The sequence below is a fragment of the Magnetospirillum fulvum genome (genome assembly GCF_900108475.1).
GTDB classification, from domain to species: domain Bacteria; phylum Pseudomonadota; class Alphaproteobacteria; order Rhodospirillales; family Magnetospirillaceae; genus Phaeospirillum; species Phaeospirillum fulvum_A.
Map to the genome: position 1 here is coordinate 1 of NZ_FNWO01000019.1, position 20,101 is coordinate 20,101.

A 20,101-nucleotide genomic window follows, 5' to 3' on the forward strand; every position below is an offset into this window, starting at 1 on the left:
CGTGACACCGTGCGCCCGCCCACATGGTAGAGACGGGCCGCGTGGCTCTCCAAGCCGCCGACGATCTCGCGGAGGCTGGTTGCTCCCGAAAGCTGGCCGTACAAAAGCGCGACAAACTGACTCTTCGTCGAAAGACGACGGACATGCTTGTCCGCCCTGTGCTCGCTGACCAGACGGTCGAACTCACCCCACGGAACATGCTTCAAAAGGTCGTGAAGAACGCTATTCTTGTGTCGCACGGTGTTGGCTCCAATTTCGTGTCCAGGAGACGCGCCAACGTCTGAACACGAGTAGAATCAACGCCGTGCACTTAGTCCAGAAATTTAAACCGGACAGCCGTGGGCTTGACCCGGGGGCCGGCCACGACGGGTCCACGTCTTCCGGACAAACGTCAGGTGCGGTACGACCCGTTGATGTCGATATAGGCGTGGGTCAGATCGCAGGTCCACACCTGGGCCGCGCCGGTTCCAATGCCGACATCGACCTCGATCTCGATCGTCTGGCCCTTCATGTGGGCGGTGACCGGAGTCTCGTCATAGCCGGGGACGACCTCGCCCTGGTCGGCGACCAGCACGCCACCGATCCGGATCGACAGCTTGTCGCGGTCGGCCTTCTGGCCCGACTTGCCGACCGCCATCACGACCCGGCCCCAATTGGCGTCCTCGCCCGCGATTGCGGTCTTGACCAAGGGCGAGTTGGCGATCGCCATCCCGATGATATGAGCGGCGCGCGCGTCGTCGGCTCCGGTGACCTTGATCGAGACGAACTTGCTGGCGCCTTCGCCGTCCTTGACCACCTGATGGGCCAGATCGAGCAGCAGGTCGAACAGCTTCGCCTTGAAATCGGCGAGGCGGGGGTCGGCCGCGTCGGCGATCGGGCTGTTGCCCGCCTTGGCCGTCGCGAACAGCAGCAGGGTGTCGCTGGTCGAGGTGTCGCTATCGACGGTGATGGCGTTGAACGAGCGGTCGGTGCCCGCCTTCAACAGCGCCTGAAGCGCCGGGGCGGCGATGTCGGCGTCGGTGAAGACATAGGACAGCATCGTCGCCATGTCGGGGGCGATCATGCCCGAGCCCTTGGCGATGCCGTTGATCCGCACCGTGACGCCGTCGATGGTGGCGGTGCGGGTCGCGCCCTTGGGATAGGTGTCGGTGGTCATGATCGCCTTCGCCGCCTCTTCCCACGCGGCGGGGGCGAGCTTGGCATGGGCGTCGGCCAGGGCGGCGGTGATCTTCTCGTCGGGCAGGCGCACGCCGATGGTGCCGGTCGAGGAGACATAGACCTCGGAGGGCGCGCATCCGGCGATTTCGGCGGCCTTGGCGACGGTGCGCTCGACCGAGGCAATGCCGGCCCCGCCGGTAAAGGCGTTGGCATTGCCGGAATTGACCACCAGCAGGCGGGCGCGCCCGGTGGCGACGGCGGCGCGGCACCAATCGACCGGGGCCGACGCGGTCAGCGAGCGGGTGAACACCCCGGCGGCGCGGCTGCCGGGATCGAGTTCGACCAGCAACAGATCGGTCCGCCCGGCATAGCGGACGCCGCAGGCATGGCTGGCGAGGCGCACGCCGTCGATCACGGGCATGTCGGGGAAACAGGCGGGGGCAAGCGGAGACAGCGCGGTCATGATGGTCGTCACGTCCAATGTAGCGAAAAGGTCCGGACCGAGCATCGCACTCGGCCCAGCCGACGTCTCGCGTCGATTCGGTGACGACCGTAGATCACTTGCCGGGCGGTTGGAATAGGAAAGCTTTATCCCGAGAGACGCTTACGCATCAACCGGATGCCGAGGCCCAACAGCGGCACCCGGGCATAGACCTGTCCGCCCGCGTCCCAGTGATCGCGGTGCAATATCACCTTGCCGTCGGGATCGAAGCGGACCTCGCTCATCCCTTCGAGCAGCAGGCGTTGTCCGGCGATGGTGGCGGAGAAATCCCAGCGCAGATAGCCGCCTTTCGCCCCCATCGCCCAATCCTGGACGACGAAGGAAGCGCAGCCCAGCTCGCCCAGCATCCGCTGCAACAAGGCTTTGACCGGCGCCCGGCCGCTGACGTCGTTGAAGGGATCGACGAAGCGCAGATCGGGGCTGGCCAGATCGTCGAGGCGGTCAAGCGTGTCGGCAGAAAGCCGGGACCAAAATCCAGCCCAGGATTCGAGCGGGCTCATCCCAGGTTCCCCGAATGCGGTCCGACCGCGCTGTCCATGTCCGTCCTCCGCCTGCCGATCGGGCTGGCGATGGAGGGTCAGGGCCGGATGGCGTCGACGTCCACCGCCACTTCGACATGGTGATCGCCGCCGCCTAAAACCACCCCCCGGATCGGGCTGACATCGTCGTAATCGCGGCCCCAGGCGACGACGACATGGTCTTCGCCCGCGATCATGTCGTTGGTCGGATCGACTTCCAGCCAGCCCCAGCCGGGCAGGAATGCCGCCAGCCAGGCGTGCGAGGCGTCGGCACCCTGAAGCTTTTCCTGACCGGGCGGGGGCAGGGTGCGGATATAGCCGCTGACATAGCGCGCCGCCAGACCGGTGGCGCGCAGGCAGGCGATGCCGACATGGGCGAAATCCTGACACACCCCGCGCCGACCCGAAAACACGTCGGCGAGCGGAATGCCGACCGAGGTGGCGTCGGGATCGAAGACGAAATCGGTATGGATGCGCCGGACCAGATCGAGCACCGCTTCGGCCAGCAGCCGCCCCGGCGGGAAGCTGGGCGCGGCATACAAGGCGGCTTCGGGCAGCAGCGGCACCTGAGCCGAGGCGTGGAGGAAATCGAGGCTGCGCCCGATGCCCGGTCCGGTGCCGAGGCTCAGGCGGTCGCGGACGCTCTCCCACGCGCCACCGCCATCGGCGGGCAGCGGCGGCGAGGGATGGGTTTCGACGACGAAACGCGCCTCGACCTCCAAGGTGGTGTGCGGCTCCTGGATCGTGAAGAAGGTGGTCGGGTTGCCGAAATAATCGAGCCCGTCATCCTTTAGCACCGCCGGGAACGGGCGGATGTCGAGATCGACGCCGGAATGGTGCTGGCTGCCGTCGCTGCGCGGGCGCAGATGGGCGGCGTGGTGCGACAGCGAAACAGGCGCGCCGTAATGATAGCGGGTCAGGTGGCGGACGCGGTATTTCACGGCAGCGGGTCCATCGGATGCAGCGGCAAGCGCCATTGGGCGTGGGTGAAGTACTCGCGCGAGATTACCTCGGACAGCTCCCACAGGCGCGAGCGCAGCGTTTCGAGCAGCCGCTCGGCGTCGATGAAGCCGCCGTCGGGGTCGTAATGCGAGATCACGGTGACGTCGGTGGTCCGCACGATGCCGCACAGCACCGTCATCAGCCGTTGCTCGGCGCGCAGGAAACCGGTCTCGCCCGAGATCGCCACCAGCCGGTCCATGTGCCCGGCCAGCGCCGCCAATTGGAAGCCGAGCGCGCGGGGATTGTTCTCGTCGCACATCAAGAGATCGAGCACGGCGGCCAGACGCGGCGCGGCGAGATAGCGCGAGCGATAGGTCATCACGCTGTCCCAGATGTCGAGCAGCAGGTCCATCGGCACCGCCTGCTCGTGGGTCGCCCCGGCCAGCGCGCCGCCCAGCGTGTCGGCGATCGCGCCTGCCCGTTCGACCCGGCGGCCGGTGTCCCAGAACAGCCACATCGGCCCCCGGGTCATGTTCTCCATCGCCAGTCCGCTGACCGCCTCGGCGGTCAGCACCACCTGATTGAGCCGTCCCTGGGTGTCGCTGCGCCCGCCGGTGCCGGTCATCGATTCGATCTCGTCCTTGAGGCGCTGGAGCGCCCGCCAAGTGTCGAGCGACAGCCGGTCGCGCAGATTGCCCGCCTGTCGGATCATCCGTCCGGCATGGTCGGCCAGACTGCCCGGACTGCCAGCGGCGTGAAACTCCATCACCGCGGCGGGCAATTGGTGAGCCGGACGGTTCGCCAGTCCCGGCGGCAGGGACAGGCCCAGCCGGGCGATGGTCCGCACGGTCTCGACCGCCCGACCGCCCTCGCCCTGGTCCAGCGCGTCCTCGGTCCGTTGCAACGCCGCGCGCAGCAGCCGGGTGGTGGTCTCGCACCGTTCGAGATAGCGGCCCAGCCAGAACATGCTGTCGGCGACCCGCGAGGGCAGATCGCGGCTGCCGCGGACCAGATTGACCGGAGCGCTGGCCTCGCGCGCGGCATTCTCCGGGGCGGGGCGGGCTTCGGTCAGCACCCACAGATCCTTGCTGCCGCCGCCCCCGGCCTGAAGCCGGGCGGTGGTCAGCTCGTTCTCGCCCGACACCCGCACCAATCCGCCCGGCATCACCGACCAGCCCCGGTCCGAGGCGACGGCAAAGACCCGGATCACCATATGGTGCGGCTCCAACCGGCCCCGGCTCCACACCGGGGCGGTCGACATCCCGCCGACTTCCTGCGCCACCCAGTCGCACGGCCGCTCGTTGATCGCGGCGACCAGGGCGGCGCGCTCGTCGGGCGGCAGCGTCGCTCCCAGCCGGGGCGGGGTGCGGTTGTGGAAGGCGGGGCGGACAACCAAATGGTTGAGCGAGTCGAGCACGATCCGGCGCGACTCGTCCTGACCGCACCACCAGGTCGCGATCGAGGGCAAGGCCAGATCCTGGCCCAGGCGACGCTGGGCGATCCGGGGCAGGAACGGCATCAGGGCGGCGCCATCGACCAGCCCGGACCCCAGAGCGTTGGCGATCGCGACATTGCCCGCCCGCGCCGCCTGGACCAGCCCGGCGACGCCGATTGCCGAATCGCCCCGCAATTCCAGCGGGTCGCACCATTCGGCGGCAGAACGGCGGACGATGACATCGACCCGTTGCAGCCCGGTCAGGGTCTTTAAGAACACCGCATTGTCGCGGACGGTCAGATCCTCGCCCTGGACCAGGGTGATGCCAAGCTGGCGGGCGAGAAAGGCGTGTTCGAAATAGGTCTCGGTCAGTGGGCCGGAACTCATCAGCACGACGCGGGGCTGTTCGGTCCGGCGCGGCGACAGCGCCAGCAGCCCCCGCCGCACCGTATCGAAGAACGGCCCCAGCCGCTCGACCGGCAAGGCGCGGTGGATTTCGGGCAGAACCCGGCTGACGATGGTGCGGTTTTCCAGGGCATAGCCGGTGCCCGACGGCATCTCGGTATGATCCGACATCACCCGCCAGCGTCCATCGGCCCCTCGGGACAGATCGGCGGCATAGATGTGCAGATAGCGCCCGCCCGGCGGCAGCCAGCCATGGCACGGGCGCAGAAAGGCGGGGTTCGCATAGAGCAGGCCGGGGGGAATCTGCCCATCGGCGATCAAAGCGTGGCGGCCGTACAGATCGGCCAGAACCATTTCCAGCAGGGTGGCGCGCTGGGCGATCGCGGCGGCAAGGCTCGACCATTCGGCGGCGGGCAGGATCACCGGTAGCGGATCAAGCCGCCAGGGCCGGTCCAGTCCAGCACGGTCGCCGTGAATGTTGTAGGTGACGCCGTTGTCGCGCAGCAGGGTTTCGCCCAGATCCCAGCGCCGGGCGATTTCCTCGGGCGACAGCGCCTGGAAGCTGTCGAGGAATTCGCGCCAATGGCCGCGCACGCCTCGTTCGGCGGAGCAGAGTTCGTCATGACCGCCCCCTGGGGGCGGATAAAGGTCGCAGGACGAGCCTGCGGCCTCGGGGGTCGCATGGGTCACGGTGATACCGGTTCTTGGGTCGTCAACACAGTCCCGGGGGTCAGTCCCGCTTCAGATCCTGGCGCAGCACCCGGCCGCCCTGAACGGCCTTGGCCAGGACGACGATGGTATCGACGACATCGTCGAAATTGTCCATCCGGTCGGTGTTGATGGTCAGGTCGAATTCGTTGGCGTCGGACAGGCGCGACTGGAACACCTCCCAGACGAACTTGCCGCGACGGTGATTGATGTCGCGCGCCTGGGCCAGCAGGTCTTCTTCCTTGCCGTGACCGGCGGCGGCCATCCGTCGCGCACAGATTTCCGGCGTTCCGGCGATGCGGACGCGGAGCGCGCATTCCTCGAACAAGATCACATGCGCGCCGCGCCCGACGATGATGCCGCCCAGACGGCTCAGGCTGACCACCACCTTGACCAGGGTGTCGCGATAGGAATCGGGGCCGATATCCTTGCCCGACAGCAGACGGTACAGCCACATGTCCTTGGCGCGGCCAAAGCTTTCGTCCAGCATCCGGACAATCGCGGGATCGTCCTTCAGCCGGGTGGCGACGTCGCGCAGCACCTGATCGTCATAGAGCGGCAGGTCGAGCGCCTGAGCGAGTTTGGTGGCGATCACGTCGCCGCCCGATCCGAAATCGCGCGACAGGGTGATGACCGGTTTAGGCGGCAGCCGGGGGCTGCCCTCGTGCGGATTTGAACCCACTGCGGCCAGGGCGGAAATAACGGAAAGAACAGTGTTCGTCATCGTTGACCTCGCAGCCGGGCGGTTCGCGATTGGTTCAAGGATGATACGCCTTGGCCGGGGCGATGCCAACACAAGCTGAAACGCCTCCGTCTCCGCTGATCGCTTGACGCCGGGGCGTTCGGCCCCAAAATGATAGGGGGACGAAGGATGCCACAGCGGGTCCTTCGGTTCCGTTCTCGCTCGACCGAAAGAGGAGACATCCGCGCCATGTCCCGTATCGCCACTTTCAACAGCCCCCTTCTGCTCGGTTTCGACCATTTCGAACGGGTGCTCGACCGCATTTCGAAGACCTCGCCCGAGGGCTACCCGCCCTATAATATCGAGCAGGTCGATGAAACCCGGCTGCGGATCACACTGGCGGTCGCCGGGTTCGCGATGTCGGACCTGTCGGTGGCGGTCGAGGACAATCAGCTGGTGATTCGGGGCCGTCAGACCGAAGATGACGGGGCTCGCGTTTATATTCATCGCGGCATCGGTGCCCGGCAGTTCCAGCGTGCCTTTGTGCTGGCCGAGGGAATCGAGGTCGAGGGGGCGGCGCTGGAAAGCGGCCTGCTTCACATCGACATCACCCGCCGCCAGCCCGAGACCCGCGTCCGCACCATTCCGATTCGCGTTCCCGTTCCCGAGGAGGCCTGACCATGGCCATTATCGAACAGAAAATGACCCCGGCCTTGGCGGCCCGGGTGATGAGCGTTTCCGATCTGGCGGGGTGGGGGCTGTCGATGGTCGCCTATGTCCGCAAGATCGCGGCGGGTGAGTGGGCGATCTGCTCGGCCGACGGCACCCGGATCGGCACCGCGCCCGATCGGTTGTCCGCGTTTGCCGCGATTCGCCAGCACGATCTCGAGCCGCTCAGCGTCCATTAGGGTTTGGGCGATCAAGCATCGTCATGAATTCGTCATGTTCAGGGCCGCGCCGGGCAAAGATGATCCGGCGCGGCCCTGAGTCGTTTTGCGTGACGGGGATTCTCGAGGAAAGACGAACGTCCCGAGGCAGTAAAACCTCGCGCCCGAGGGCTTTGATTGCGTCGTTCCGAGCGCTGGCGACGGGGGGTGTTGTTGCTTTCCTGCCACAGTGCGCGGCATTCAACACAGGTCGGGGGCGGCTTGCTTGACGGCGGATGTCCGGCTGTGGCGTCATGCTGCCAAGAAGTCGGTTGGCTCGTTGCGCTGATCAGAATTCAACTTTCCGAGAGAGGGAATTTCCATGAAGAAGATTCTTTTCGCCAGCACCGCGCTGGTTGCCGTTGCCCTGGTGGGTGCCGATGCGGCCCAGGCTGCGGACCCGATCAAGTTGTCGGTTGGCGGCTTCTCCCGTTGGTGGGTTGTCGGCGCGAATCAGAGCAGCAGCTATTCCGATGCGGTCAATGCCCGCGTTGGTGGCGGCAACGGTGCTTCCGGCCGACTCAACTCCGTCGGTATCAAGGGCGACAACGAGATCCAGTTCCAGGGCAGCACCGCGCTGGACAACGGCCTGAAGGTCGGCGTGTTCGTGTCGATTGAAGCCGGTGGCCACACCGACGAGACCACCGACGTGATCGACAGCAGCTACGCCTGGGTCGAAGGCGGCTTCGGTAAGGTGTTCGTCGGTACCCTGAAGAACGGCGCGGCTCTGCTGCACGTTTCCGCTCCCGACGCCGCTGGCAACTTCTCCGAAGGCGGCATGGCGACCGGCAACTATGCCATCCAGCGCCCGAATGCGGTGATGGGCTTGAACCAGCGTACCGGTTACAGCGCCTCGACCAACACCACCGCGATCGTCACCGACAACAAGGCGGAAAAGCTCACCTACGTCTCGCCGGCGTTCGCCGGTCTGACCCTCGGTGCCAGCTACGTCCCGAACGCCACGACCGAAGACAACCGTAACCAGGGCACTGATCGCGCCCAGGCGTTCGGCGTTGCCGCCGGTTATGCTCGCACCATCGGCCCGGTCGGTGTGAAGTTGTCCGCCGGTGCGGTCAAGTCCATCCTGTCGGCGGGTGAATCCCTGAGCCAGTACTCGGCCGGCACCCAGCTGTCGTATGCCGGCTTCACCCTCGGCGGTTCGTACCAGCTCGCCCGCAACGCGATCAGCAACAGCGGCAATGTTGCGAACCCGGTGAATAACTACACCACCAATGGCATCCCGACGGGCGCTGGCACCAAGTTTGACTTCGGCGGCCAGGGCTACGACGTTGGTTTGCAGTACGCGACCGGCCCGTATGCGATCAGCTTCGCCTACTTCCACTCCGAGACCAAGGGTGTGAAGTCCGACACCAGCGCGCAGTACCGCGACCATGGCGACGACACGATCGATTTCTACCAGGCTTCGGGCAAGTACAGCCTGAGCGCCGGTATCGATCTGCTCGCCTCGGTCGGTTACGCGGCCTACGAGAGCGGCCTGTACGATGCCACTGCCGCTGGCTCGACCAAGGACTCGCTCAAGAACGACGGCTACTACGGCATGACCGGTCTGTCGCTGAAGTTCTAAGCCTTCCCGGCTTGGGTCTAGAGGAAGGGCGGCCTTTATGGCCGCCCTTTCTTTTTGTCTGCGTCCAGAGATTTGCGTGGGGGGCCGATGACGGCGACGGAGAACATATTCGGCGACCTTCCTGTCGCCGCTGCGGACGAAGCGGTTGCGGCGCTTTTGTCCCGGCCGGGCTTGCGGATCGAACGGATCGTCTCGACCGGGCAGGCCAGCCCGCCCGGCTTCTGGTACGACCAGGACTGGGACGAATGGGTGATGGTGCTGTCGGGAGCGGCTCTGCTGCGGATTGAGTCAGAGCCCGAAGTGCGGCGGCTGGCGGCGGGCGATTATCTGTTGATCCCGGCCCAGTGTCGGCACCGGGTGGAATGGACCGACCCGGCGGCGGCGACGATCTGGCTGGCGATTCACGTCGCTCCCGACCATTGCGACGGTTGAGGCAACAAAAAAGGCCTAGCCCGCGATGCGGCTAAGCCTTTAGAAAAAATTTGGTGGAGCCGAGCGGGATCGAACCGCTGACCTCCTCGTTGCGAACGAGGCGCTCTCCCAACTGAGCTACGGCCCCTAAAAGGAAGCCGGAAAATAGTCAAACCGCGCGGCGCTGTCAATGGCCGACTTTGATCTTTTCGTTCCCTTTTCGGCAAGGCGGGCTTGCCAGGTGGGGGTGGGGCGGAGTACCAGTGAGAGATGTGTTCCGCGCCGTCCCCCCACGCTCCGCTGCCCGGCACCGTCCAGACCTGGGTGTTCGATCTCGACAACACCCTGTATCCGGCCTCGTCGAGCCTGTTTCCCCAGATCGACCAGAGAATGCGGCGGTTCATTGTCGATCTGCTGGGGCTGGACGATCATGCCGCCCACACGCTGCAAAAGCGCTATTACCGCGAATACGGTACCACCCTGTCCGGTCTGATGCAGGTCAACGGGGTCGATCCCGACCATTTCCTGTCCTACGTCCACGACATCGACCATGACGTGCTGATGCCCGATCCCCGGCTGGACGCGGCGCTGGCGCGGCTACCGGGACGCAAGCTGATCTTCACCAACGGGTCGGAACGCCATGCCGAGGCGGTGCTGGCTCGTCTCGGCATCGCGCATATGTTCGAGGGGGTGTTCGACATCCGCGCCGCCGATTACATCCCCAAACCGCAGCCGCATGGCTATCGGCGGCTGGTCGAGCGGTTCGACTTCGATCCGACCCAGGCCCTGATGGTCGAGGATATCCACCGCAACCTGCTGCCCGCCGCCGGACTGGGGATGCGGACCCTGTGGATTCGCGAAGAGGATCATCCCGACGGCCCGATTCCGCCGCAAGACGTGTCCGACCTGTCGCACGTCGATTACGTCACCGACGATTTGGCGACCTGGCTCGACGCCGTTTCGTAGGCGATTTCGATCACTTCCAGCGTCTCGATCCCGCCCGGGGTGCGGAGCTGGACCAGATCGCCCACGCTCGCCTTGTGCAGGGCGCGCGCGACTGGCGAGACCCAGCTGATCAGCCCCTTGTCCATGTCGGCCTCATCGACGCCCACCAGGGTTACGGTGATCTCCTGGTCGCGCGAATTGGCATAGGTGACGGTTGCGCCGAAATAGACCCGGTCATGCCGGGTCTGAAGCGTCGGATCGACCACCACCCCGCTCTCGATCCGCCGGGTGAGAAAGCGGATGCGGCGGTCGATCTCGCGCAGACGCTTCTTCCCATAGAGATAATCGCCATTTTCCGAGCGGTCGCCATTGCCCGCCGCCCACGATACGATTTCGACCACGCGCGGCCGTTCCGACCGCAGCAGATGGTCGCGCTCGGCCTTCAGCGCCTCGAAGCTCTGCGGCCGCATGTAGTTCTTCGTCCCCGCCGGAAGCCCGGCCGGGGCCTCGTCCTGGTCGTCGTCATCGCCGCCGCTGTCTTCGCGGGTAAAGGCTTTGCTCATTGTCATGTCCCTCAATCGCCGGGCGCTGCCTCCGGCAGCTTGGCTCTCGCGCCATGGGGCGCGGGCGCTCAATGCGCCAGTCGCTTGCGCTCCGTATATATGTCCCTCAATCGCCGGGCGCTGTTGGCTCCGCCAACCCCTCGCAAAACTCGGGGCCGCCCTACGGGCGTCGTTCGCCCCATCCGGGGCTTCACCGTTCCACTCGCTTGGCTTTCGCGCCATGGGGCGCGGACGCTGTTCGCGCCAGTCGCTGACGCTCCGTATATATGTCCCTCAATCGCCGGGCGCTCGGTTGGCGCGTCGGATCAGGCCTTGATTCCGGCTCCGACCGCAGCCGGGGCGGAGGGGTCGAGCGGCCAGCGCGGACGCGGTGCGAAATCGAGATCGTCGATCAGCCCAAGACGGAATCGTTCGATCCCGGCCCAGGCGATCATCGCCGCATTGTCGGTGCACAGCCTGAGCGGCGGCGCCAGCAGCGCCAGCCCGGATTCCTCGCCGATACGAGCCAACGTCTGACGCAACAAGGTATTGGCGGCAACCCCGCCCGACACCACCAGATGCCGCCCCTCGGGCCAGCGGGCGCGGAATTGGGCGGCGGCGCGGGTGACGCGGTCGGCAATCGCTTCGGCCACCGCCGCCTGGAACCCGGCGCTGACATCGGCGGCATCCTGGGCCGACAGCGGCTTGGGCAGGCTTTCGATCAACAGGCGGACCGCATTCTTCAGCCCCGAGAAGCTGAAATTGCAATCGGGGCGGCCCTTCATCGGGCGGGGCAGGGCAAAGCGGGTGGGATCGCCCCCCGCCGCCGCCCGTTCCAGCGCCGGGCCGCCGGGATAGCCGAGTCCGGCCATCTTCGCCACCTTGTCGAACGCTTCGCCCGCCGCGTCGTCGATGGTGGTGCCAAGGCGGCAATAGCGCCCGACCCCCTCGACCGCGAGCAATTGGCAATGCCCGCCCGAGACCAGCAGCAGCAGGTAAGGGAAGTCAAGACCGCTGGTCAGCCGTGCAGTCAGCGCATGGCCCTCCAGATGGTTGATCGCCAGAAACGGCTTTCCCGCCGCCAGGGCAATCGCCTTGCCGGTCATCACGCCGACGATCACGCCGCCGATCAGGCCGGGTCCGCCGGTGGCGGCGATGGCGTCGAGGTCGGAAAAGGCGCATCCGGCTTCGGCCATCGTCTCGGCGATCAGGCGATCGACGTGGTGAAGATGAGCGCGGGCGGCGATTTCCGGCACCACGCCGCCATAGGGGCGATGGTCGTCGAGCTGGGACAGCACCCGCTCGGCCAGCACGGTTTGGCTGTCCGTCACCAGGGCGGCGGCGGTCTCATCGCAACTTGTCTCGATTCCCAGGACCAGCAAGACGTAAATCCCTTTGCAGAGCGCAGCACGACTTACTACAACAATGGGACCATGACAGCAAAACCCAACACCCACCCGACCATCAGAATTGGCACCCGCGGTTCGCCGCTGGCGCTGGCGCAGACCTACGAGACCCGCGAGCGGTTGGCCGCCGCGTGGCCGGACCTGGCCCAGCCTCCGGTGGGCGGGGTGGATCCGGTCGAGATCGAGGTCATCAAGACGACCGGTGACATGGTCCTGGACCGGCCATTGTCGGAAATCGGCGGCAAGGGGTTGTTCACCCGCGAGCTCGACGAAGCGATGCTCGACGGTCGCATCCGCATTGCCGTCCACTCGATGAAAGACGTGCCGACCTATCTGCCCGACGGCATCGTTCTGCCCTGCATCCTGCCGCGCGAAGACGTGCGCGACGCGTTCATCTGCCTCAAGGCCAAATCCATCGCCGATCTGCCCGCCGGTTCGGTGATCGGCTCGTCCTCGCTGCGCCGTGGCGCTCAGATCCTCAACCGCCGCCCCGACCTGAAAGTGGTCAACTTCCGCGGCAACGTCCAGACCCGGATGCGTAAGCTCGAAGAAGGCGTCGTCGATGCCACCCTGCTGGCGATGGCCGGCATGCGCCGCCTTGGGCTGGAGAAGCACATCACCGGCGCGATCGAGACCGAGGACATGCTGCCGGCGGTGGCGCAAGGCGCGATCGGCATCACCTGCCGCGCCGACGACGAAGAGGCGCTGCGCTATCTCGATCCGCTCAACTGTAAGGATTCCTTCGACCGCGTCGCGGCCGAGCGGGCGTTCCTGACCAAGTTGGACGGTTCGTGCCGGACTCCGATCGCGGCTCTGGCGACGCTGGACGGCGACCGGATGCTGTTCCGTGGCCTGATCGTCAGCCCCGACGGTAAGACCGTCCATTCGACCTCCCGCACCGGCGCCCGCGCCGACGGCGTGGCGATGGCGATCGACGCCGCCGAGGAGCTGTTCACGGCTGCCGGTCCTGGCTTCTTCGACTTCATGACCAGCTAGCCGTCGATGGTCCAGGCTCTGGTCACACGTCCGAGAGAAGATGCGGAACCGGTCGCGCGCGCGCTGGCCGATCGCGGGATCGCCGTGATGATCGAGTCGTTGCTGGGGATTGAGCCGGTTCCTGGGGTTTCGGTCGATCCGACCGGGCTTCAGGGCCTGCTGGTCACCAGCGCCAACGGGGTCCGCGCCCTGGCCCGCCTGCTGCCCGACCGGAGCCTTCCGGTCTGGGCCGTCGGCGACGCCTCGGCGCGGGTTGCCCGCGAGATGGGGTTCGCCGCCGTCGAAAGCGCCGGGGGCGATGTCGAGACGCTGGCCGATCTGGTGTCGGCCCGGGTCGATCCCGCCCGTGGCGCGCTGCTGCACGCGGCGGGCGAGGCGGTTGCGGGCGATCTGTCCGGCCGTCTGGGCGAACGCGGCTATCATGTCCGCCGCGAGGTGCTGTACCGCGCCGTCACCGCGACCACCCTGTCGCCCGATCTATGCCGTGCGTTGCAGGCAGGCGAGATTGATCTCGCGCTGTTTTTCTCTCCCCGCACCGCCGCCACTTTTGCTACCCTGATCGCAGATGCGGGGCTGGGGGAAAAGCTTGCCCGCGTCCAAGCTTACGGCCTGTCGGGGAATGTCACGGCCAAATTAAACGAATTGCCCTGGGCCGCCTTGCACAAGGCGGCCGAACCCACCCTGGCTGCCCTGTTGGCGGCCGTCGACGAGAATGGACGCCCTTCATGACGCAAGAGTCCTCCGCAGAGCCCAGTGACCGGACGGCCATGCCGACCGAGACCCGGCGCTCATCCGGCGCGGGCAAGGTGATCGCGCTGCTGCTGGTGCTGCTGTTGGCGGTTGGCGGCTGGGCGAGCTTCCCATTGTGGCGGGAAATGGCGGGCTTTCCGGCCCCGGAAGGGGAGTTGGCCGCCGTCCGCGCCGCTCAGGCCGCCTTGGCCGACCGTTTGGGTCGCCTCGAAGCCAGCCTTGCCCAGGTCGCCCAGCTCGAACAGAAGGTCGTCGCCGTCGAAAGTCAGGCGCAGGCCCCGGTTCAACTGGCCTCCGACGTCGAGTCGCTGGCCCGTCAGGTTGAAATCCTGCGCAAGAACGCGGTCGATGGCCCGGCGGTGGCCCGTCTCCCCGCCGAGGTCGAGGCGCTGTCGCGGCAGGTCGAGGCGCTGCACAAGACCGCCGCCGACGCCGCCACTCTGCTGCGTCTCTATGACCGGGTCGATCAGACCGAGGCCGCCATGCGCGAGATGAAGACCCGTCAGGCGTCCGCCTCCGGTCTGCTGCTGGCGGTCGGACAATTGCGCGAAGCGGTCGATCGCGGCTTGCCGTTCGATGCCGAACTGCGCACCGTCAAGGTTCTGGCCGCCGACGATGCCGAAGTTCACGCCGCGCTGGAAACGATCCGTCCCTTCGCCGAAACCGGCGTTCCGACCCGGGTCGGGCTGGTCGGCCGTCTTCAGCACGTCGCCCCGGAAATCGTGCGGGCCGAATTGCTTCCCGCCGAACAGGGCTGGAGCCGCCGTGCCGCCGACCGGATGCTGTCGCTGGTGTCGATCCGCCGCGAACCCGGTCTGGTCGCGGGCAACGACGCCACCTCGATCCTGGCCCGTGCCGAATCCGATCTGAATGCGGGCGATCTCGCCGGAGCGGTCGGCGAATTCGATCTGCTGGTTTATGGACCGGCCGAGGCGGCTGCCCCCTGGATCGGTCAGGCCAAGGCCCGGCTGGCCGTCGATAAAGCCCTGTCGGAACTGACAGCTCATAGCATCGCCCTCGCCGGGGTGCGGCCATGAGACGCCTGGGCGGGTTTCTGCTCGTTGTCGCGCTGTTGGTGATGGCGGCGGTGTGGCTGGTCGATCAGCCCGACGAAATCACCATCCGCTGGCAGGGCTGGCGAATCGATACCAAGATGCCGATCCTGCTGCTCGGCCTGCTGTTCGTCGCCGCTTTCGCCGCCGGTCTGGGCCGGATGGCCCGCACCGTCGTCGGCGCGCCCGGACGCTTGTCGGGGGCACGGCAGACCAAGCGGACGCTGAAGGGCTATCGCGCTCTGTCCGAAGGGCTGGCGGCGGTTGCGACCGGCGACACCCGCCGGGTCGCCCGGTTGGCCCATCAGGCCGAAAAGCTGTTGAAAGACCCGTCGCTGACCGGTTTGCTCAGCGTTCAGGCGGCGCGGATGGGCGGTGACGAAAGCGAATTGCGCGCCCGCTTCGAAACGATGCTGACCCGGCCGGAAACCGCGTTCCTTGGCCTTAAAGGTCTGACCGATCTGGCGCTCCGCCAGGGCGAACGCGACCACGCCCGCGATTACGCGACGCGGGCCTTGTCGATCCAGCCCTCGGCCGAAGGGCTGGCGGCGACTCTGTTCGACCTTCAGGCCGAAGCCGGTCTGTGGGCCGAGGCCGAGATCACCCTGTCGGTCGCCCGGCGCTATCGCACCATGCCGGACGAGGAACTGGCGCGGCGGCGGGCGCAGATTCTCTATGCCCGCGCCCAGGCCGCCGAGGATCGTGGCAACCGGGTCGAAGCGCTCGATCTGGCTCTCGCGGCCCGCAAGGCCGATCCGTCCTTCATCCCCGCGATCGTGCTGGCCGCCGAAATCCTGCGGCGGCGCGGCAAGGAGCGCAAGGCGGCCCAGATGATCCAGGCCGCGTTCCGCATCGCGCCGCATCCGGCTCTGGTCGCCGCCTGGATCGCCTTTGGCCCCACCGACACCCCGCTCGAGCGGGTCAAGCGGGTCCAACGGCTGGTCGAGGTCAATCAATCTTCCTCCGAAGGGCATCTTGCCCTTGCCGAAGCGGCGCTCGATGCCAAATTGTGGGGACAGGCCCGGACTCGCCTCATGCAGGCTCTGGAAGAGCGCCCCAGCCACCGCGTGCTGACGCTGCTGGCCCGGCTGGAGCGCGAAGAGAACAAGGACGAGAAGGCGGCCCTGGCCTGGCTGGCGAAGGCCGGTGCTCTCCCGCCCGACCCGGTCTGACGGCGCGGCCACCGATTTGGCGCGGCGGGAGCGTTTCTCGGAATCTTTGCAGATGAGAGTCTCTGCCCGTCGCCCTTGTCACGTCCTCCCGGTCCCCCCCCGGGGGGCAGACCGCTAACGCTCGATGCATCTTCTCGCGGTTCAGACCGGCACCCTTCCCGATGGAAACGATGCGGTCGATCTTGGCCAAAGCCCGGCCGAGATCGTCGTGCTGTCGGCCGCCGACACCGATCTCGCCTGTCTGGCCCAAGCGTGGCAGGGCGGCAGCCGGGGGTTGCGGCTGGCCAATCTGATGCGGCTTGGCCACAATCTTTCGGTCGATCTTTACGTCGAGCAGGTGATCGAGCGGGCGAAGCTGGTGGTGGTCCGCCTGCTCGGCGGCCGGGCCTATTGGCCCTATGGGGTCGAGCAGATCGCGGCGGCGGGACGGCGCAAGGGCATTGCCGTCGCCTTCGTGCCGGGCTCGGCCGAGCCCGATCCCGACCTCGTCAACGCCTCGACCCTGCCGCCCGAAGCGGTCGAGCGGTTGCGCTGCTATCTGCTGCACGGCGGCCCCGACAATGCCCGCGCCTTGCTCGCCTATGCCGGATCGCTGCTCGGTCGCCCGACGCCGTGGCTTGAGCCGCGTCCGTTGCCGCCCGCCGGGCGACATTGCGCCGATCCGGACCAGGGCCGCCCCCGCGCCGTGCTGGTGTTCTATCGCGCCTTGGTGCTGGCCTCCGATCTGGCCCCGATCGAGGCCCTGATCGCGGCGCTGCGGGGCGAAGGGCTGGCGGTGACCGCCCTGTTCGTCCACAGCCTGAAAGACCCGATCGGGGCCGGACTGGTCCGAGACGAGATCGCCGCTTCTCCGCCCGACATCGTCTTGAACGCGACCGGCTTTGCCGTCTCGGCACCGGGACGGGCGGCGGCGGGGCCGTTCGGCCCGGCCGATTGTCCGGTGCTTCAGGTGATCCTGGCCGGAGACACCGAGGCGGGCTGGCGGGCCGGTCGGGGGGGGCTGGGGCCGCGCGATCTGGCGATGAACGTCTCGCTGCCCGAGATCGACGGCCGTATCCTCGCCCGCGCCATCTCGTTCAAGGCGCTGGTCCGCGACGAGGCGACCCAGTGCGATATCGCCCATCACGCCCCGCTGGCCGACCGGGTCGCCTTTACCGCCCAGTTGGCGGCCAATTGGGCCAGGCTGCGGCGCAAGCCCGCGGCCGAGCGGCGGATCGCGCTGATCCTGGCCAATTACCCCCACCGCGACGGGCGGCTGGGTAACGGGGTCGGGCTCGACACCCCGGCCGCCGCCGCCGCGATTGTGCAGGCGATGGCGCAGGCGGGCTACGATGTCCCGGCAAAGCTTCCGGACGGTCAGACCCTGATTGCCCGGCTGCTGGGCGGCGTCACCAATGGCGGTTTGGCCGGGCGCGAAATCCGCGAGACGCTGGCCCTGTCCGACTATCGGGCGTGGTTTGCGACCCTGCCCGCTTCGGTGCGAGATGCGGTGACGGAGACCTGGGGACCGCCCGAGGCGGACCCGTGGGTTCTGCCTGCCGTGGGGGCATTTGCCGTTCCGGTGCTGCGCTTGGGTGGGGTGGCGGTGGCGGTGCAGCCTGCCCGCGCCGGGGCGGACGACGCGGCCCGGCGGTATCACGATGCCGATCTGCCGCCGCCGCATCGCTATCTGGCGTTCTATCTGTGGCTGCGCCAAAGCTTCGCCGCCGATGCGATTGTCCATCTGGGCAAGCACGGCACGCTGGAATGGTTGCCGGGCAAGGCGGTGGCGCTGTCGGCTGAGTGCTTCCCCGAACTGGCGCTGGGGCCGCTGCCCCATCTCTATCCCTTTATCGTCAACGATCCGGGCGAGGGCACCCAGGCCAAGCGCCGCGCCGGGGCGGTGATCGTCGATCATCTGACTCCGCCGCTGACCCGGGCCGAGACCTATGGCCCGCTGCGCGAGTTGGAGCGGCTGGTCGATGAATATTACGAGGCGGCCGGGCTCGATCCCCGCCGCCTCGCCGTGTTGCGCCGCGAGATTTTGTCCTTGAGCGCGGTGGCGGGGTTGGAGGCCGACCTCGGCATCGACCCGGACGACGATCCCGATGCGGCGTTGAAGAAGCTCGACAACCATCTGTGCGAGTTGAAGGAGCTGCAAATCCGCGACGGGCTCCACATCTTCGGTCAGTCCCCCACAGGGGCGCAGGGGCTGTCGCTGCTGGTGGCGCTGGCGCGGGTACGGCGCGGGCCTGGGGACGAGGCGGAGTCGCTGACCCGGGCCTTGGCCGCCGATTTGGGGCTGGGGTTCGATCCGCTCGATTGCCGCGCCGCCGATCCCTGGATCGGGCCACGCCCGCCGGTGCTGGCCGACATCTGCGGTGATCCCTGGCGCAGCGTCGGCGACAGCGTCGAGCGGCTGGAGGCGCTGGCCCTGGCGCTGGTGGCGGGCGAGCGGACCTGTCCGCCCGAGTGGAGCCGGACCCAGGCGGTGCTGGGCTGGATCGAGACCGTCCTTCGCCCCACCGTCGCGGCGTGCGGTCCGGCCGAGATGGCGGCGCTGCTGGCCGGGCTGGACGGGCGCTTCGTCGCGCCGGGACCGTCGGGGGCGCCGACGCGGGGCCGCCCCGACGTGTTGCCGACCGGGCGCAATTTCTTCTCGATCGACCCGCGCACGATGCCAACCCCCGCCGCCTGGTCGCTGGTGTGGAAGTCGGTGTCGCTGCTGCTGGAGCGTCATCTTCAGGACCATGGCGATTGGCCCCGCGCGATGGCGGTGACCGCCTGGGGCACCAGCGCGATGCGGACTGGCGGCGACGATCTCGCCCAGGCGCTGGCGCTGATGGGAGTCCGCCCGCATTGGGAAATCGGCTCGGGCCGGGTCAGCGGCTACGAGATCATGCCGGCCGGCGTTCTCGACCGTCCCCGCGTCGATGTCACCTTGCGGGTGTCGGGGCTGTTCCGCGATGCCTTTCCCGGTCTGATTGATTTGTTTGACGCCGCCGTCCGCGCCGTTGCCGCGTTGGACGAGCCGCCTGCGGTCAATCCGCTTGCCGCCCGCGTCGCCGCCGACCGCGTCCGGCTGGAGGCCGGGGGGCTGTCGCCCGAGGACGCGTTGCGCCGCGCCGCCTATCGGGTGTTCGGGGCAATGCCCGGTGCCTATGGCAGCGGGTTGGAAGCGTTGGTCGAGGGGGGCGACTGGGGATCGCGCGACGATCTCGCCGCCGCCTATATCGCCTGGAGCGGCTGGGCCTATGGCGGCGGGGTCGCGCCCGAGGCCGGTCAGGCCCTGTTCGCCGACCGGCTGGCCTCGGTCGAGGCGGTGGTGCAGAACCAGGATAATCGCGAGCACGACCTGCTCGATTCCGCCGAATACGCCTTGTTCGAAGGGGGCTTGGCGGCGGCGGTCGAAGCGGCGGCGGGGCGGGCGCCGGTGGTCTATCATCCCGACCATTCCCGCCCGGATTCGCCCAAAATCAACACGCTGGACGAAGAGATCGCCCGCATCCTGCGCGGCCGGATGGTCAATCCGAAATGGATCGCGGGTGCGATGCGCCATGGCTATAAGGGCGCGGCCGAGATGGCTGCCGGGCTCGACCATCTGCTCGCCTTCGCCGCCACCACCCATGCGGTCCGCGACCACCATTTCGAACTGGTGGCCCAGGCCTATCTGAAAGACGATGCGGTGCGAGGCTTCCTGGCCGAGGTCAACCCGGCGGCGCTGAACGACATCCGCGCCGCCCTTCGCACCGCGTTCGAGCGCGGCCTGTGGCGGCCGCGCGACAATCGCATCTACGATCTGTTCGCCGAGGAGGGTCCCCCGTCATGCTGAGCCGCCGCGCCGCGATACTGGCTCTGCTCGCCTTTGCGGGCAGCGTCGGCGGCTATGTCCTGGCGCATTGGACGAGCTTCGTCCGCTAGAGCCGCGTGCGCCAAATGTGACGCATGCGGCGATCAGCGGCCATTGCGGCCGCGGCCAAGCGGGCG

General features: G+C 67.5%; 18 protein-coding genes and 1 tRNA gene. 10 read left to right on the plus strand and 9 right to left on the minus strand.

Annotated elements, in window-relative coordinates:
- The 6 genes from BLW40_RS16120 to BLW40_RS16145 form a co-directional block, all read right to left on the minus strand.
- Positions 1-239 (minus strand): DUF4372 domain-containing protein (locus BLW40_RS16120; RefSeq protein ID WP_139305461.1); only part of this gene is annotated, 239 nt, incomplete at its 3' end.
- 152 nt (positions 240-391) lie between these two features.
- Positions 392-1,621 (minus strand): bifunctional glutamate N-acetyltransferase/amino-acid acetyltransferase ArgJ, encoded by a 1,230-nt coding sequence (argJ, locus tag BLW40_RS16125; RefSeq protein WP_074770404.1) that lies wholly within the window; start codon positions 1,619-1,621, stop codon positions 392-394.
- 125 nt (positions 1,622-1,746) lie between these two features.
- Positions 1,747-2,160 carry a nuclear transport factor 2 family protein gene (locus tag BLW40_RS16130; RefSeq protein ID WP_074770406.1) on the minus strand — a complete coding sequence of 138 codons (414 nt, stop codon included), beginning with the start codon at positions 2,158-2,160 and terminating at the stop codon, positions 1,747-1,749.
- A 77-nt stretch (positions 2,161-2,237) separates the two neighbouring features.
- Positions 2,238-3,119, minus strand: coding sequence for a transglutaminase family protein (locus tag BLW40_RS16135; protein ID WP_074770467.1), 882 nt, complete (start codon positions 3,117-3,119; stop codon positions 2,238-2,240).
- The gene (locus BLW40_RS16140) at positions 3,116-5,650 is read right to left on the minus strand and encodes a circularly permuted type 2 ATP-grasp protein (protein WP_074770408.1); all 2,535 of its coding nucleotides are present in this window, start codon (positions 5,648-5,650) and stop codon (positions 3,116-3,118) included. The genes BLW40_RS16135 and BLW40_RS16140 overlap by 4 nt, the downstream gene beginning before the upstream one ends.
- Before the next feature lie 40 nt (positions 5,651-5,690).
- Positions 5,691-6,392: a cytidylate kinase-like family protein gene (locus tag BLW40_RS16145; protein ID WP_074770410.1), complete on the minus strand. Its 702-nt coding sequence runs from the start codon at positions 6,390-6,392 to the stop codon at positions 5,691-5,693.
- A 207-nt stretch (positions 6,393-6,599) separates the two neighbouring features.
- Here BLW40_RS16145 and BLW40_RS16150 point away from each other — a divergent pair, with 207 nt between their 5' ends.
- The 4 genes from BLW40_RS16150 (at position 6,600) to BLW40_RS16165 (ending at position 9,293) form a co-directional block, all read left to right on the plus strand.
- Complete coding sequence (locus BLW40_RS16150; RefSeq protein ID WP_074770412.1) at positions 6,600-7,028, plus strand: Hsp20 family protein; 429 nt, start codon at positions 6,600-6,602, stop codon at positions 7,026-7,028.
- A 2-nt stretch (positions 7,029-7,030) separates the two neighbouring features.
- Positions 7,031-7,258 carry a DUF1150 family protein gene (locus BLW40_RS16155; protein WP_074770414.1) on the plus strand — a complete coding sequence of 76 codons (228 nt, stop codon included), beginning with the start codon at positions 7,031-7,033 and terminating at the stop codon, positions 7,256-7,258.
- Positions 7,259-7,598: 340 nt separating this feature from the next.
- Entirely contained in the window at positions 7,599-8,861 is a 1,263-nt protein-coding gene (locus BLW40_RS16160) for a porin (protein WP_074770415.1), read from the plus strand.
- Between the two features lie 87 nt (positions 8,862-8,948).
- On the plus strand, positions 8,949-9,293 hold the full coding sequence (locus BLW40_RS16165) for a cupin domain-containing protein (RefSeq protein ID WP_074770417.1): 345 nt from the start codon (positions 8,949-8,951) through the stop codon (positions 9,291-9,293).
- A 51-nt stretch (positions 9,294-9,344) separates the two neighbouring features.
- On the opposite strand, the gene BLW40_RS16170 is transcribed toward BLW40_RS16165, so the two are convergent.
- Positions 9,345-9,420, minus strand: a tRNA-Ala gene (locus tag BLW40_RS16170).
- A 122-nt stretch (positions 9,421-9,542) separates the two neighbouring features.
- On the opposite strand from BLW40_RS16170, the gene BLW40_RS16175 reads away from it, so the two are divergent.
- Complete coding sequence (locus BLW40_RS16175; RefSeq protein WP_074770419.1) at positions 9,543-10,238, plus strand: pyrimidine 5'-nucleotidase; 696 nt, start codon at positions 9,543-9,545, stop codon at positions 10,236-10,238.
- Here the strand turns inward: BLW40_RS16175 and greB are convergent.
- Positions 10,193-10,780, minus strand: coding sequence for a transcription elongation factor GreB (gene greB, locus BLW40_RS16180; RefSeq protein WP_074770421.1), 588 nt, complete (start codon positions 10,778-10,780; stop codon positions 10,193-10,195). The two genes, BLW40_RS16175 and greB, sit on opposite strands and share 46 nt — an antisense overlap.
- Before the next feature lie 305 nt (positions 10,781-11,085).
- Positions 11,086-12,141, minus strand: coding sequence for a tRNA (adenosine(37)-N6)-threonylcarbamoyltransferase complex transferase subunit TsaD (gene tsaD / locus BLW40_RS16185; RefSeq protein ID WP_074770423.1), 1,056 nt, complete (start codon positions 12,139-12,141; stop codon positions 11,086-11,088).
- A gap of 51 nt (positions 12,142-12,192) precedes the next feature.
- Here tsaD and hemC point away from each other — a divergent pair, with 51 nt between their 5' ends.
- The 5 genes from hemC (at position 12,193) to cobN (ending at position 19,946) form a co-directional block, all read left to right on the plus strand.
- Positions 12,193-13,161: a hydroxymethylbilane synthase gene (hemC, locus tag BLW40_RS16190; protein ID WP_074770425.1), complete on the plus strand. Its 969-nt coding sequence runs from the start codon at positions 12,193-12,195 to the stop codon at positions 13,159-13,161.
- A 6-nt stretch (positions 13,162-13,167) separates the two neighbouring features.
- Positions 13,168-13,890: a uroporphyrinogen-III synthase gene (locus BLW40_RS16195; RefSeq protein WP_074770427.1), complete on the plus strand. Its 723-nt coding sequence runs from the start codon at positions 13,168-13,170 to the stop codon at positions 13,888-13,890.
- 38 nt (positions 13,891-13,928) lie between these two features.
- Positions 13,929-14,948 carry a COG4223 family protein gene (locus tag BLW40_RS16200; RefSeq protein ID WP_083386840.1) on the plus strand — a complete coding sequence of 340 codons (1,020 nt, stop codon included), beginning with the start codon at positions 13,929-13,931 and terminating at the stop codon, positions 14,946-14,948.
- Positions 14,945-16,135 (plus strand): heme biosynthesis protein HemY, encoded by a 1,191-nt coding sequence (locus tag BLW40_RS16205; protein WP_074770431.1) that lies wholly within the window; start codon positions 14,945-14,947, stop codon positions 16,133-16,135. Before BLW40_RS16200 ends, BLW40_RS16205 begins: the two co-directional genes overlap by 4 nt.
- Positions 16,136-16,259: 124 nt before the next feature.
- Positions 16,260-19,946 (plus strand): cobaltochelatase subunit CobN, encoded by a 3,687-nt coding sequence (gene cobN / locus BLW40_RS16210; protein ID WP_074770433.1) that lies wholly within the window; start codon positions 16,260-16,262, stop codon positions 19,944-19,946.
- The last annotated feature ends 155 nt before the right edge of the window (positions 19,947-20,101 follow it).

Excerpts from the sequence above, each read along its gene's own strand:
- hemC (WP_074770425.1), top strand. The coding sequence starts at position 12,193 with ATGACAGCAAAACCCAACACCCACCCGACCATCAGAATTGGCACCCGC.
- BLW40_RS16150 (WP_074770412.1), top strand. The coding sequence starts at position 6,600 with ATGTCCCGTATCGCCACTTTCAACAGCCCCCTTCTGCTCGGTTTCGAC.
- BLW40_RS16195 (WP_074770427.1), top strand. The coding sequence starts at position 13,168 with ATGGTCCAGGCTCTGGTCACACGTCCGAGAGAAGATGCGGAACCGGTC.
- greB (WP_074770421.1), bottom strand. The coding sequence starts at position 10,780 with ATGAGCAAAGCCTTTACCCGCGAAGACAGCGGCGGCGATGACGACGAC.
- cobN (WP_074770433.1), top strand. The coding sequence starts at position 16,260 with ATGCATCTTCTCGCGGTTCAGACCGGCACCCTTCCCGATGGAAACGAT.
- BLW40_RS16160 (WP_074770415.1), top strand. The coding sequence starts at position 7,599 with ATGAAGAAGATTCTTTTCGCCAGCACCGCGCTGGTTGCCGTTGCCCTG.
- BLW40_RS16205 (WP_074770431.1), top strand. The coding sequence starts at position 14,945 with ATGAGACGCCTGGGCGGGTTTCTGCTCGTTGTCGCGCTGTTGGTGATG.
- BLW40_RS16165 (WP_074770417.1), top strand. The coding sequence starts at position 8,949 with ATGACGGCGACGGAGAACATATTCGGCGACCTTCCTGTCGCCGCTGCG.
- BLW40_RS16145 (WP_074770410.1), bottom strand. The coding sequence starts at position 6,392 with ATGACGAACACTGTTCTTTCCGTTATTTCCGCCCTGGCCGCAGTGGGT.
- BLW40_RS16155 (WP_074770414.1), top strand. The coding sequence starts at position 7,031 with ATGGCCATTATCGAACAGAAAATGACCCCGGCCTTGGCGGCCCGGGTG.
- BLW40_RS16200 (WP_083386840.1), top strand. The coding sequence starts at position 13,929 with ATGCCGACCGAGACCCGGCGCTCATCCGGCGCGGGCAAGGTGATCGCG.
- BLW40_RS16130 (WP_074770406.1), bottom strand. The coding sequence starts at position 2,160 with ATGAGCCCGCTCGAATCCTGGGCTGGATTTTGGTCCCGGCTTTCTGCC.
- argJ (WP_074770404.1), bottom strand. The coding sequence starts at position 1,621 with ATGACCGCGCTGTCTCCGCTTGCCCCCGCCTGTTTCCCCGACATGCCC.
- BLW40_RS16175 (WP_074770419.1), top strand. The coding sequence starts at position 9,543 with ATGTGTTCCGCGCCGTCCCCCCACGCTCCGCTGCCCGGCACCGTCCAG.